Source organism: Cupriavidus pauculus (genome assembly GCF_008693385.1).
GTDB classification, from domain to species: Bacteria; Pseudomonadota; Gammaproteobacteria; order Burkholderiales; family Burkholderiaceae; genus Cupriavidus; species Cupriavidus pauculus_D.
This window is the reverse complement of sequence record NZ_CP044065.1, coordinates 2,290,142-2,302,523: the sequence shown is the minus strand read 5'-3', so window position 1 is coordinate 2,302,523 and position 12,382 is coordinate 2,290,142. Positions and strand designations below refer to the sequence as shown.

Sequence of the window (12,382 nt, the reverse complement as noted above, 5' to 3'; positions counted from 1 at the left end):
TTACCTTCCGCTCCAGTGGACGATGCGTCGTTCGATCAGCATGAACACGATGTTGAGGACATAGCCCAGTGCACCGGCGGCGAGGATGGCCGCGTACATGGTCTTGACGTTGAGCACCTGCTGCGCGTCGATGATCGCGTGGCCGAGGCCGTTCTCGGAGCCGATGAACATCTCGGCGACGATCACGATCACGAGCGCCATCGACACCGCGGAGCGCAGGCCCACGAAGCTCGGCTGCAGGCTTTCCCAGATAAGCACGTCGCGGAAGATGCGCCAGCGCGAGGCGCCCATCACGCGCGCGGCCATCACGCGCTGCTTGCGGGCGTTGATCACGCCGTACGCGCTGTTGAACACGACGATCAGCACGGCGCCGAACGCGGCGATGGCGATCTTGTTGATATCGGTCACGCCGAAGATCAGCAGAAACAGCGGAATCAGCGCGGAGGAGGGCGTCGAACGGAAGAAGTCGATCAGGAACTCGACGCTGCGGTACGCGCGCTCGTTGCTGCCGAGCAGCACGCCGAGCGGCATGCCGATGACCGCCGCGATGGCGAACGCCTGCAGCGTGCGCGAGACCGTGACAAGAAAGTCGGTCAGCAGCGCGCCGCCGGCCAGCCCGCTCGCGAGCGCCGCGATCGTGTCGATGGGGCTCGGCAGCAGGATCGCCTTGATCCAGCCGAGCCGCACCACCACGTCCCAGACGATGAACAGCGCGATCGGTCCCACGAACGGCAGCAGCCGTTCCGAGAACGGACGCCGCGGCGCGGCATCCTGCGACGCGGGCGGTGCCCATCCCGGGGCGGTTGCCGCGGCGGCCGTGGCCGCGCCCGGCGATTCGGTGCGTGATAGCTCGCCCATGATCGTTACCCCTTGTAGAGCATCGCGTTGACGTCGACCTTGCGCGAGAAGATGCCCTTCTCGGAGAACAGGTCGTAGAACTTCTGGAAGTAGGCCGCGTCGCTGGCCTTGAATTCGTCGTAGAACACGTAATCGGACATCGGCACCTCCGCGGTCAGGTCGCCCTCGATCGCGGTGTAGCCCTTGAGGTACGGACGCGCTTCCTGCGGCGACTGCTTGACGAGCGCGACACCGCGGCGATACGCGGTCATATAGCGCGTGGCGACGTCCTTGTTCTTGCCGATGAGTTCCGACGTGAGGCTCGCGGAGCCGCCATGCCACGGGGCCATCGGGTCGCCGAGGATATAGCGCGCGACCACGCCCGCTTCGATCGTGCGCGTGAGGCCCTTGAGGCGGCCCACGGTTCCCGTGGGTTCGAGCGTGTAGACGCCGTCGATCTGGCCCGACGCGAGCGCGGCCACGTGCTGGCCGATCGGCAGTTCGGTCACGGTCATCTTGCCGGCGCCCGCGCGCTCCAGAATGGTCTTGGCGAGCGTGACGTTCTGCACGCCGGGGCCGCAGGCCACGCGCTTGCCCTTGAGGTCGGCCACGGTCTTGATCGGGCTGTCCTTGGCGACGACGATTTCTTCGAGCACGTACTTCGCGTTGGTCGGATTGGTGCAGAAGATCTTGAGCAGGCCCGGCTGTGCGATTTCGCCGAGAGCCAGCGCCGCCGACGCGGTGCCGCTGGCGCTGCCGTCGCAGCGGCCGGACAGGATCGCCTCGATGACCTGCTGCGCGCTGGCGAACTTCAGGGGTTCCACGTCGAGGCCCGCTTCCTTGAAGTACCCCTTCTCGATCGCCGCGAAGAACGGCAGCCCCGATGCCACGGGCCAGAAGCCGATACGCAGCTTGGACGACCCTTGGGCGCGCACGAAGGCCGGGGCGGCGAGCGTGGCCACGGCGGCGCCGGTGGCTTTCAGCACGCGGCGGCGCGTGGCCGAAGCAGGCGTGGCGGAAGCGGGGGTGGCGGAAGCGGGGGTGGCGGAGAGGGGCGACTTGGGCATCGAGGCTTCCTTATTGGGCAGGCGAAGGTTGGGAGAGGAAAATATCCATTCTTGAATCCAAGATTCGCAAGGGGCGTGCCAAGCCAGGCGCGAGCGCCCCCGGGCGACGCGAAGTCGTTGATAAGTAAGGGAATAGAGACCAGGGAATGGAGGTCGGGGCGGGGCGGGCGCGCGCCGCTGGCCCGATGCGCCGCGCCCGACTCCGGTGCGTGCCGCACCGCGCGCGCACCATATTGGCCAGTGCTAGCCGACTTTTAGCACGCGCCGCCGGTTGGCGTGGAACTCCATGCCTTCGCGCACGAGCCACGCCTGCACCTCGGCCACCTGGCTCGCCTGCGCGTGCGTACTCACGAAGTGATAGGACGCATTGCTGCGCGCGTGAATGCCGAACAGATCGACAAGCCGGCCCGCCGCGATCTCTTCCAGCACGAGCGCCGAGCGTCCCATCGCCACGCCTTGTCCGGCCAGCGCGGCGTTGACGGCCAGCTGCGACAGGTTGAAGCGCTGCCCATGCCCGGCCGCATCGTCGAGTTCGAGGCCCGCATGGCGCAGCCAGCATTGCCACTCGTCGAACTCGCCGGCGCCGTCCCACGGACTGACGTCGTGCAGCAGCATGCCGGCGCGCAGGCCCGACGGGCTGCGCAGTTCGGGATGCGCGGCGACATAGGCCGGGCTGGCCACGGGCAGCAGCCATTCTTCCAGGAACATCGTCGCGGCAAGTTCCTGATAGCCGCCCGGATCGAAGCGAATGGCGGCCTCGGTGCCGTCGCGCGCCATGCGCGAGGGGTCCAGCGCGTGGAATTCGCCGTAGACGCGCAGGCCGACATCGGGATGCTGGCGGAAGAAATGCCCGAGCCGCGGCGTCAGCCAGACCATGGCGAACGACGGCGAGCACGAGAGCGATACCGCGCCCCGTTCGCGCGGGCGGCGCAGTTGCGTGAGCGTGCCTTCGATCGCCTGGAACGACTCGCGCAGCACGAAGCGCAGCCGCTCGCCCTCGGGCGTCAGCACCAGCGCGCGCGGCGTGCGCAGGAACAGCGGCCGGTCGAGCCATTGTTCGAGCTGCTTCACCTGCTGGCTGACGGCGCCCTGCGTCACGCAGAGCTCGCCGGCGGCCTGCGTGAAGTTGCAGTGGCGCGCGGCTGCCTCAAAACAGCGCAGCCAGCCCAATAATGAGGCGGACAGGACGTTAGCCATTAGTCAGACTAATACATAGATCAGTACAAATGGTTTGTGGAGGCCGTGCCATCGGGACAAGAATAGATCCATCGCAACACGCTTTTCGCCGCTTCACACGGCTTCCGCTGACGGAAATTACACGATGACAACAGAGACAATTTCGCCAGAACCCATGCTGCTGGAGGATCTGCGCGCGGCGCGGCCCCTGCTGTGGACCAATCCCGCGCGCAGCGATGCCGCCGAGGTCAAGACCGTCGTGGACGGGCGTGCCATTAGTCTAGCTGATTCCCAGGCGGCTCAGGACCGCTTCCTGCGCTTTGCGCCGCTGCTCGCGCAGCTGTTTCCGGAACTGCGGGAAACCGGCGGCCGCATCGAGTCGGGCCTGCACCGCGTGTCCGCGATGCAGCGCGCGCTCGGCATCGAGCCCGCGCAGGGCGCGCTGTGGGTCAAGGCCGATCATGGCCTGCCGGTGGCCGGTTCGATCAAGGCGCGCGGTGGCATTCACGAGGTGCTCGAGTTCGCCGAGTCGCTCGCGCTCAAGAACGGGCTGGTGACGCGCCAGAGCGACTACACCGTCCTGGGGCAGGCTCCCGCCCGCGAACTGTTCGCGCGCTATGAAGTGGCCGTGGGTTCCACCGGCAATCTCGGCCTGAGCATCGGCGTGATGGCCGCCGCGCTGGGCTTCCGCGCCACGGTGCATATGTCGGCGGACGCCAAGGAATGGAAGAAGGCGCGTCTGCGTGCGCGCGGCGTCAACGTGGTCGAGCATGAAGGGGATTACGCCGAGGCCGTGGCCGCCGGGCGCCGCCAGGCCGAGCAGGACCCGTATTGCTACTTCGTCGATGACGAGCGTTCGCTGTCGCTGATGCTCGGCTATAGCGCCGCCGCCTTGCATCTGCGCGACCAGTTCGACGCGGCGGGGATCGTCGTCGATGCCGCGCATCCGCTGTTCGTGTACCTGCCCTGCGGCGTCGGTGGCGCGCCGGCCGGTATCGCATTCGGCCTGCGTCAGATCTACGGCCCCCACGTGCATGCGTTCTTCGCCGAGCCCACGCAGTCGCCATGCTTCTTCGTGGAGATGCTGTCGCCGGGCAAGTCCGTGTACGACTACGGCCTCGACAACCGCACCGAGGCCGACGGCCTTGCGGTGCCGCGCGCGTCCGAACTCGCGGCCGAGGCCATGACGCCGATGCTTGCGGGAGGCTACACGGTGGCCGACGACACCCTGTTCCTCGATCTGCATCGCCTGCGCGTGAGCGAAGGCATGCACGTCGAACCGTCGGCGGCGGCCGGTTTCAGCGGCCCGGACATGTTGCTGCACAGCGCGGCGGGCCGGAAATGGCTGCGGGAAACGGGCCTTGGCGACGCGTTGCCGAACGCGACGCATCTGGTATGGACCACCGGCGGACTGTTCGTGCCGCCCGAGGCCTATGCCGCCTTTGCCGAACGCGGCGCCGCCATCGCGGTGCGCGCGAATGACGATATCCCGCCGCGGGCACCCGAATAACGGGCAACCCGCGGCATCTCAGAACCGTTCTGAACTGTTAGACCCTTGCGGAGAATCACCATGACTCGTACCCCCATGATTTCTGGCGGCTTCGTCCTTGCCGCGCGTGTGGCCGTCGCATGCGGCGCCGCGCTGATCGCCGGCAGCGCGCTGGCGCAGGCATATCCGTCGAAGCCGATCCAGCTGGTGATTCCGTTCCCGCCCGGCGGCGCGACCGACGTGATCGGCCGCCTCGTCGGCAAGAAGCTCGGCGAGAAGCTCGGCCAGTCCGTGGTCATCGACAACCGTCCCGGCGCGGGCACGATCGTCGGCGCGGGCTTCGCGGCCAAGGCAGCGCCCGATGGCTATACGCTGTTCCTGAGCTCGGGCACCACGTTCACGGTGAACCCCGCCATTCATCCGAAGCTGCCGTACGACCCGGTGAAGAGCTTCGAGCCGATCGGCCTGACGGGCCGCACGGGCCTGATCCTGCTGGCGAATCGCGACGTGCCCGTCAACGATCTCAAGCAACTGGTCGCGTCGGCGAAGGCCGCGCCGGGCAAGTATTCGTATGGCACGTTCGGTGCCGGCACCACCGCGCAGTTCGCGGGAGAAATGTTGTTCAACCTCGCGGGTATCAAGCTGTTGCACGTGCCCTACAAGGGCAGCGCGCCCGCGATGACCGACCTGATCGGCGGCCAGATTCCGTTCACGATCGACACGGTCGCGGCCGCGATTCCGCAGGTGCGCGGCGGCAAGGTCAAGGCGATTGCCGTGACCACGGCCAAGCGTTCGCAGCTGCTGCCGAACGTGCCGACGGTGGCCGAGGCCGGATACCCGGGCATGGATGCCGATACGTGGCTCGCGCTCGTCGCGCCGCGTGGCCTGCCCGCCGACGTGAAGAAGAAGCTCGAGGGCGCGCTGGCGGCCGCGATGGCCGATGCCGATACGCGCAAGCAGCTGCTCGACGCGGGCTTCGAGCCGTCGTATGCGGACGGTGCCGCCGTGTCCGCGCTGATCGCGCGCGAGCTGCCGCTGATGCGCGCGACCGCGCAGCGTGCGAACATCACCGCCGATTAATATTGCGAAAACACACTGAGGGAGACAACCCCATGACTACGGATGCCACGCTGGTATCGCGCTCGGCCGTCGAACTGCGCCGGATGATCGGCAGCAAGGAGATCTCGCCGGTCGAACTGCTCGACGCCTGCATTGCACGCATCGAGGCCGTGAACCCGTTCCTGAACGCGGTGACGGCCACGTGCTTCGATCGCGCGCGGGAAGAAGCGCGGGCCGCCGAGCGCGCGGTGCTTGCGGGCGCGCCGCTGGGCCTGCTGCACGGGCTGCCGCTTGGCGTGAAGGATCTGGAGGCGACGGCCGGCCTGCTGACGACGTATGGCTCGCCGCTGTATCGCGACAACGTGCCCGCCGAGGACAACGTGCTGGTCGCGCGCCTGCGCGCGGCCGGTGCCATCGTAGCCGGCAAGACCAATATCCCCGAGATGGGCGCCGGCGCGAACTCGCGCAATGACGTCTGGGGCGCCACGGGCAACCCGTTCGACCCGCGCCTCAATGCGGGCGGGTCGTCGGGCGGTTCCGCCGCGGCGCTCGCTGCCGATCTGCTGCCCGTGTGCACGGGTTCGGATACCGGCGGTTCGCTGCGCATTCCGGCGGCCAAGTGCGGCGTGGTCGGTTTTCGTCCGTCGCCGGGCGTGGTGCCGAGCTCGCGCAAGCTGCTCGGCTGGACGCCGATCTCGGTGGTCGGCCCGATGGGCCGCACCGTGGCCGACGCGTGCCTGCAACTGGCCGCTTCGGCGGGCGTGTCCGCGTCCGATCCGCTCACGTACGCGCTCGACCCGATGTCGTTCCTCGTCCCGATGCCGATGGATCTGGGCCGCCTGCGCGTGGGCTACACCGAGGACTTCGGCTGCTGCGACGTCGATAACGACATCCGCCGCGTGTTCCGCGAGAAGATCGCCGCGATGCGACACCTGTTCCGCAGCTGCGACGAGGTGAGCGTGGACCTTGGGGACGCGCACAGGTGTTTCGACGTGCTGCGCGCGGAGAGCTTCGTCGCGAGCACGCGCGAAGCCTACGAGCGCGATCCGTCGACGCTCGGTCCCAACACGCGGGCCAACTACGAGATTGGCGCGCGCATGTCGCTCGTGGACAGTTCCTGGGCGCAGAGCGAGCAGACGCGCATCCTTCAGCGCTTCCAGCAGCTCTATCGCGACTACGACGTGATTCTGTCGCCGACCACGCCGGTCTCGCCGTTCCCGTGGACGTCGTTGTATGCGGAGACGATCAACGGCGTGCGTCAGGAGAACTATTACCGCTGGCTCGCGCCGACGTATGTGGTGACGCTGACCACCCACCCGGCGCTGTCGCTGCCTTGCGGGCTCGATCACGCCGGCATGCCGTTCGGCCTGCAGATCGTCGGCGGTTTCCGCCAGGATCGCGAGACGCTCGGCATCGCGCACGCGATGGAACAGGCGTTTGCCACGTCGCCCGCGCTGCGGCGTCCGCTGCCGGACCTCGCGAAGCTCGGGCCCGTGGAGCCGTCGCTCACGTCGATCGTCACGGCACCGCCCGTGCTCGATGCGCGCGTGGGGCAGGGCGTTAGTGCCTCGGCGGTTTAACCGCCAGCGCTGTCCGCGCGCGTCTGTTTTTTGCGACAGCGTGCGCGGACACTAAATCCGGTTTCGTTTTAGCATGCCGTCTGCTTGAATGAGCAAGGGGGCCTCTGCCAATGTCCCCGCATGCCCGCATTCGCCCGCATCGGCGTTGCTTCAGGGGGACCACAAGAATGAAAACCGTCATCCGGCCCGTGGTGGCTGCCTGCGCCCTGTGCGCCCTCGGCGCGGCGCAAGGCGCGCTTGCGCAATCGAGCGTGACGCTCTACGGCATTCTCGATGGCAGCGTGGAGGCGGTTACGCATTCGCCCGGCGGCAACGGCGGCACGGCCGTGCGCGTGGCCTCGGACAATATGTCGTCCAATCGGTGGGGCCTGCGGGGCGTGGAAGATCTCGGCGGGGGCATGCGCGCGCTGTTCACGCTCGAGAGCGGCTTCACCATCGACAATGGCCTGTCCGCGCAGGGCAACCGGCTGTTCGGCCGGATGGCATACGTCGGCCTGCAGAACCAGTTCGGTGCCGTCACGCTCGGCCGGCAGCAGACCGCGATCTACGATCTGTTCGCGGCATTCGATCCGTACGGCGTCCCCGCGCGCTATTCGCTGGTGTCGGTGGATGCCGCGTTCAACGGCCGCGCCGACAATATGGTCAAGTACACCGGCAAGTTCGGCGGACTCACGGCGATCGGCTACTACAGCTTCGGCCGCAACAACGACGGCGAAGTCCCGGGCTCGCCCGAGACGTCGCGCGACGTCGGCGGCGGGCTGGGCTACAACATCGGCAATCTGCAGCTCGGCCTGGCCTACGACCAGTACCAGGGCAATACCGAGGCCACGCGTCAGCGCAATGCCAAGCGGTTTGCGGCCGGGGCCAACTATACGTTCGGGCAGCTCAAGCTGTTTGGCGGCTATCGCTGGCTGCAGGACCAGGGCGCCGACAGCCCGACCGCGACGGGCCTGCGCACCAACCTGTACTGGCTGGGCGCGACGTACAACATCACCGGGGCGATCCAGCTGCTGGGCGGCGTGTATTACACCGATCAGCGCCATGGAAATCAGGATCCGTGGCTGGCGATCGTCGGTGCCGACTATTCGTTCTCCAAGCGCACCGACGTCTATACGAAAGTTGCCTTCGCGCGGAACCGTGGCAACTCGTCGATCGGCGTCGGCGGTGTGGGAACCGCGGTGCCGGACGAAAACCAGACCGCCGTCACCATCGGCGTGCGGCATCGATTCTGATGCGCTAGTCCGCGAGATGGCAGGCGACCCGGTGCGTTGCCGCGTCGTTGTGGAAGACGACTTCGCGCAGGACCGGCGCCTCCTCGCGGCAGCGTTGCACCGCGAGCGGGCAGCGTGGATGGAAGCGGCACCCTGATGGCGGCGCGAGCGGGCTCGGCAGTTCGCCTTCGATGACCGGGCGTGTCTCGATGCGCGGTTGCGGGTGTGCGCCCGTACGGACCACGGGCGCGGCCGCCATCAACGCGCGCGTGTAGGGGTGCCGTGGCGTCTCCCATACCGCGTCGCGCGGACCGGACTCGACGATCTGCCCCAGATACATCACCGCGATGCGGTCCGACATATGCCGCACGACCGACAGATCGTGCGAGATGAACAGATAGGCGATACCGAGCGACGCGCGCAGGTCGAGCAGCAGGTTCAGCACCTGCGCGCGAATGGAGACGTCGAGCGCGGAGACGGCTTCGTCGCAGACGATGAGGTCCGGCGACAGCATCAGCGCACGCGCGATGGCGACGCGCTGGCGCTGGCCGCCCGACAGCTCGTGGGGCAATCGCGTGGCCATGTCTGTGCGCAGGCCCACACGGTCGAGCATGTCGTGCACGAGCGCGCGCCGTTCGTTCGCGTTGCCGCGCCGGTGCACGATCAGCGGTTCCTCGAGCGCGCGGCCGATGGTCACGCGCGGGTTCAGCGAGGCGGCGGGGTCCTGGAACACCATCTGGATGCGCTCGCGGCCTGTTCGTTGCGCGATGTCTTCGCCATCGAGCAGCACCTCGCCTTCGTCGGCGGGCGTCAGCCGCATGACGACGCGCGCGATGGTCGATTTGCCGCAGCCGCTTTCGCCCACGAGACCGAGCGTCTCGCCGCGCCGGACGTCGAGCGAGACGCGGTCCAGCGCGCGTACGGTGCCGGCGTGAGTACGGTAGTGGCGGGAAACGCCACGCAGGGAGAGAAGGGGGGCGGTCATGCGGCGACCTCCACGTGTGCGTGGGGCGTGCCGAAGGTGGCTGGCGCGGGCGGGTGCCATCCCGATGCGTCCCCGTGCGGCGCGGGTCGCTCCGCCGCGTCGCGACTCGAGACGAGCGGCGCGTGGCAGGCCAGCTGGCCCGCGCCATGCGCGACAAGCGCCGGGGCCGCCTGCGTGCACTGCGGCCGCGCATGCGCGCAGCGCGGGGCGAACGCGCATCCCGGCGGCATGGCCGACAACGGCGGCACGGTGCCCGGAATCTCGGGCAGGCGGCTGCCGGGCGCCAGCGCATCGATGGCCTGCGAGGCGAGCAGCCCCGCCGTGTACGGATGCGCGGGGCGGGCGAGCAGGGCGTCCACGCGGCCCTGTTCCACGATGCGTCCCGCATACATGACGGCGGCCCGATCGGCCGTCTCCGCGACCACGCCGAGATCGTGCGTGATCAGCAGCAGCGCCATGCCCGTCTCGCGCTGCAGCCGCTTGAGCAACGCGAGGATCTGCGCCTGCGTGGTCACGTCGAGCGCGGTGGTCGGTTCATCGGCAATCAGCAGATCGGGCTCGCCCGCCAGCGCGATGGCGATCATCGCGCGCTGGCGCATGCCGCCCGACAGCTGATGCGGAAAGTCCCGCGCGCGCTCGCGCGGCGACGGCATGCGCACCTGCTCGAGCAGCGCGATCGCGCGCGCCTCGGCCGCGGCATGGCTCACCCGGCGATGCAGCCGAATGGCCTCGACGATCTGGTCGCCGATGCGCATGACCGGATTGAGCGCGGACATCGGCTCCTGAAAGATCATGGCAATCCGGTCGCCACGGACCGCGCGCATGCCGGCATCGTCGAGCGCAAGCAGATCGATGCCGTCGAACCACGCCTCGCCCGCGCTCACGCGCGCGCCACGGCGCGGCAGCAGCCGCAGCAGCGAGCAGGCCGTCACCGATTTTCCCGAGCCGCTTTCGCCGACGAGCGCGAGCGTCTCGCCGCGCTCGATGGTCAGCGAGACGTCGCGCACGGCGGTGACGGTGCCAGTAGCGGTATCGAAGGTGGTGCGCAGGCCGCGCACGTCGAGCAATGGCATGGTCATTCCTCCCGCTTACCCATTACGTTGCCGAAGAACGTTGCCGAAGATGCGGATTGAGCGCGTCGTTGAGCCCTTCGCCAACGAGGTTGAACGCGAGCACGGTCAGCACGATCGCAAGCCCCGGCAGCGCGCAGATGTACCACGCGTCGGCCACCTGTTCGCGCCCGCTGCCGATGATCGTGCCCCAGCTCATGACGTTCGGATCCCCAAGACCGAGGAACGACAGCGAGGCCTCGGTCTGGATCGCGGTGGCGACGGTCAGCGTGGCCATCGCGATCACGGGCGGCAACGCATTGGGCAGGATCTGCGTGACGATGATGCGCGCGTGGCTCATGCCGATCGTCTCCGCCGCCAGCACGAACTCGCGCTCGCGCAGCGACAGGAACTCCGCGCGCACGAGCCGCGCCGTGGATGGCCACGAGACCACGCCGATCGCGAGCACCACGGTCGTGACCGAGGGTTTGAAGATCGCGACGAGCACCACGGCCAGTACGAACTTGGGCACCGTCTGGAACAGTTCGGTCAGCCGCATCAGCGCGGTATCGACAGGCCCGCGGAAGTACCCGCCGATCGCGCCGACGGCAATGCCGAGCGTGGCGGACAGCGCGGTGCTCACGAGCCCGATCAGCAGCGAGACGCGCGCGCCCGACGCAAGCCCCGTGGCCAGGTCGCGGCCCATGAAGTCGGTACCGAGCGGATGCGCGGGATCGTCGCCGGGCCAGAGCATCGGCGATCCGGCCATCTCCCAGGGGTCGCCCGGAAAGATCAGCGGGCCGAACGCGGCAAGCAGCACGATGGCCGCGAGCAGCAGCACGCCGACGGACAGCGTGGGATGCCGCCGCGCGAAGCGCAGGCCCGGCAGCCCGCGGCGGCGGGTGGGTAACGGATGCGCAACGGTACTCATGCACGGCCTCCGGCATGGGCGATCGACACGCGCGGGTCGATCGCCGCGTAAAGCAGGTCCACCAGAATATTGACGACGGTCACGAGCAGCGAGCTCAGCAGCAGAATGCCGAGCAACAGGTTGAAGTCGCGCGCGAGCACGGATTCGAAGGCCAGCCGGCCGAGGCCGGGCCAGCTGAAGACCGACTCGACGAGCACCGCGCCGCTCAGCAGCGAACCGACCTGATAGCCCGCCATCGTCACGAGCGGCAGCAGCGCGTTGCGCAACGCATGAGCCAGCGTCACGCGCACTTCGCCCGCGCCTTTGGCCCGTGCCGTGCGCACGAAGTCCGCGCCGTCGAGCTCGAGCATGGCGGTGCGCACGAGCCGCGCGTAGACCGCGAGGTAGAACGTCGCGAGCGTGCAGGTGGGCATGATCGCGTGGCGCGCCACATCGAGCACGTAGGCGACGCCGCGATGGTTCGCGCCGACATCGGCCATGCCGCCAGACGGCAGCCAGCCGAGCCGCGCGGAGAACAGCACGATGGCCATCAGGCCGAGCCAGAACGTCGGCATCGCATAGGCGACGAGCGCGGTCATCGAGATCAGCCGGTCGGGCCAGCGATGGACCCATACCGCGCTGATCACGCCGAAGGCGATGCCGAGCGCGAGGGCCAGCGTCATCGCCAGCGCCATCAGCAGCAGCGTGGCGGGCAGCCGCTGCAGGATCAGGTCGAATACGGGCAGGTTCTGCCGGTACGAGAAGCCGAGATCGAGCGTCGCCACGTTGCCGAGGTAGTGCAAGAGCTGTAGCCAGACCGGCTGGTCCAGGCCGAAGCTCGCGCGCAGTTGCGCCATGGTCTCGGGCGTTGCCGCGCCGGCCTCGCCCGCGAGCACGTCCACGACATCGCCAGGCGCAAGCTGCAGGATGAGGAAGTTGAGCAGCGCGATGCCGATGACGACCGGCACCACCTGCAGCAACCGCCGGCGCAGGAAGACGAGCACGCGCGGTCGCATGGC

11 protein-coding genes are annotated in these 12,382 nt (G+C 68.4%); 4 read left to right on the top strand and 7 right to left on the bottom strand.

Annotated features, from left to right (window positions below; all coding sequences use genetic code 11):
* The 3 genes from FOB72_RS10575 to FOB72_RS10565 all read right to left on the bottom strand — a co-directional run bounded on the left by FOB72_RS10575 (position 1) and on the right by FOB72_RS10565 (position 3,101).
* Positions 1–858, bottom strand: a complete 858-nt coding sequence (locus FOB72_RS10575; protein ID WP_150372471.1) for an ABC transporter permease — start codon at positions 856–858, stop codon at positions 1–3.
* 5 nt (positions 859–863) lie between these two features.
* Positions 864–1,904: an ABC transporter substrate-binding protein gene (locus FOB72_RS10570; protein ID WP_150372470.1), complete on the bottom strand. Its 1,041-nt coding sequence runs from the start codon at positions 1,902–1,904 to the stop codon at positions 864–866.
* Positions 1,905–2,147: 243 nt separating this feature from the next.
* A complete protein-coding gene (locus tag FOB72_RS10565; RefSeq protein WP_150372469.1) occupies positions 2,148–3,101 on the bottom strand; it encodes a LysR family transcriptional regulator in 954 nt (317 codons plus the stop codon).
* 124 nt (positions 3,102–3,225) lie between these two features.
* On the opposite strand from FOB72_RS10565, the gene FOB72_RS10560 reads away from it, so the two are divergent.
* The 4 genes from FOB72_RS10560 (at position 3,226) to FOB72_RS10545 (ending at position 8,440) form a co-directional block, all read left to right on the top strand.
* Positions 3,226–4,590 carry a D-serine ammonia-lyase gene (locus FOB72_RS10560; protein ID WP_150372468.1) on the top strand — a complete coding sequence of 455 codons (1,365 nt, stop codon included), beginning with the start codon at positions 3,226–3,228 and terminating at the stop codon, positions 4,588–4,590.
* Between the two features lie 60 nt (positions 4,591–4,650).
* A complete protein-coding gene (locus FOB72_RS10555) occupies positions 4,651–5,649 on the top strand; it encodes a Bug family tripartite tricarboxylate transporter substrate binding protein (RefSeq protein WP_191002130.1) in 999 nt (332 codons plus the stop codon).
* A 32-nt stretch (positions 5,650–5,681) separates the two neighbouring features.
* Positions 5,682–7,208 (top strand): amidase, encoded by a 1,527-nt coding sequence (locus FOB72_RS10550; protein WP_150372467.1) that lies wholly within the window; start codon positions 5,682–5,684, stop codon positions 7,206–7,208.
* A 167-nt stretch (positions 7,209–7,375) separates the two neighbouring features.
* Positions 7,376–8,440: a porin gene (locus tag FOB72_RS10545; protein WP_150372466.1), complete on the top strand. Its 1,065-nt coding sequence runs from the start codon at positions 7,376–7,378 to the stop codon at positions 8,438–8,440.
* A 4-nt stretch (positions 8,441–8,444) separates the two neighbouring features.
* On the opposite strand, the gene FOB72_RS10540 is transcribed toward FOB72_RS10545, so the two are convergent.
* From FOB72_RS10540 to FOB72_RS10525, 4 genes are read right to left on the bottom strand one after another with little or no spacing between them, the layout of a single operon-like run.
* The gene (locus FOB72_RS10540; RefSeq protein WP_150372465.1) at positions 8,445–9,404 is read right to left on the bottom strand and encodes an ABC transporter ATP-binding protein; all 960 of its coding nucleotides are present in this window, start codon (positions 9,402–9,404) and stop codon (positions 8,445–8,447) included.
* Positions 9,401–10,477, bottom strand: coding sequence for an ABC transporter ATP-binding protein (locus FOB72_RS10535; RefSeq protein WP_223851297.1), 1,077 nt, complete (start codon positions 10,475–10,477; stop codon positions 9,401–9,403). The genes FOB72_RS10540 and FOB72_RS10535 overlap by 4 nt, the downstream gene beginning before the upstream one ends.
* Before the next feature lie 22 nt (positions 10,478–10,499).
* Positions 10,500–11,384 (bottom strand): ABC transporter permease, encoded by an 885-nt coding sequence (locus tag FOB72_RS10530; protein ID WP_150372463.1) that lies wholly within the window; start codon positions 11,382–11,384, stop codon positions 10,500–10,502.
* Positions 11,381–12,379, bottom strand: coding sequence for an ABC transporter permease (locus tag FOB72_RS10525; RefSeq protein ID WP_150372462.1), 999 nt, complete (start codon positions 12,377–12,379; stop codon positions 11,381–11,383). Before FOB72_RS10525 ends, FOB72_RS10530 begins: the two co-directional genes overlap by 4 nt.
* Positions 12,380–12,382 lie beyond the last annotated feature (3 nt).

Bases quoted from the DNA above. Each gene is read 5' to 3' on its own strand.
- FOB72_RS10545 (WP_150372466.1), top strand. From the start codon at position 7,376: ATGAAAACCGTCATCCGGCCCGTGGTGGCTGCCTGCGCCCTGTGCGCC.
- FOB72_RS10575 (WP_150372471.1), bottom strand. From the start codon at position 858: ATGGGCGAGCTATCACGCACCGAATCGCCGGGCGCGGCCACGGCCGCC.
- FOB72_RS10530 (WP_150372463.1), bottom strand. From the start codon at position 11,384: ATGAGTACCGTTGCGCATCCGTTACCCACCCGCCGCCGCGGGCTGCCG.
- FOB72_RS10550 (WP_150372467.1), top strand. From the start codon at position 5,682: ATGACTACGGATGCCACGCTGGTATCGCGCTCGGCCGTCGAACTGCGC.
- FOB72_RS10560 (WP_150372468.1), top strand. From the start codon at position 3,226: ATGACAACAGAGACAATTTCGCCAGAACCCATGCTGCTGGAGGATCTG.
- FOB72_RS10565 (WP_150372469.1), bottom strand. From the start codon at position 3,101: ATGGCTAACGTCCTGTCCGCCTCATTATTGGGCTGGCTGCGCTGTTTT.
- FOB72_RS10570 (WP_150372470.1), bottom strand. From the start codon at position 1,904: ATGCCCAAGTCGCCCCTCTCCGCCACCCCCGCTTCCGCCACCCCCGCT.
- FOB72_RS10540 (WP_150372465.1), bottom strand. From the start codon at position 9,404: ATGACCGCCCCCCTTCTCTCCCTGCGTGGCGTTTCCCGCCACTACCGT.
- FOB72_RS10555 (WP_191002130.1), top strand. From the start codon at position 4,651: ATGACTCGTACCCCCATGATTTCTGGCGGCTTCGTCCTTGCCGCGCGT.
- FOB72_RS10535 (WP_223851297.1), bottom strand. From the start codon at position 10,477: ATGCCATTGCTCGACGTGCGCGGCCTGCGCACCACCTTCGATACCGCT.
- FOB72_RS10525 (WP_150372462.1), bottom strand. From the start codon at position 12,379: ATGCGACCGCGCGTGCTCGTCTTCCTGCGCCGGCGGTTGCTGCAGGTG.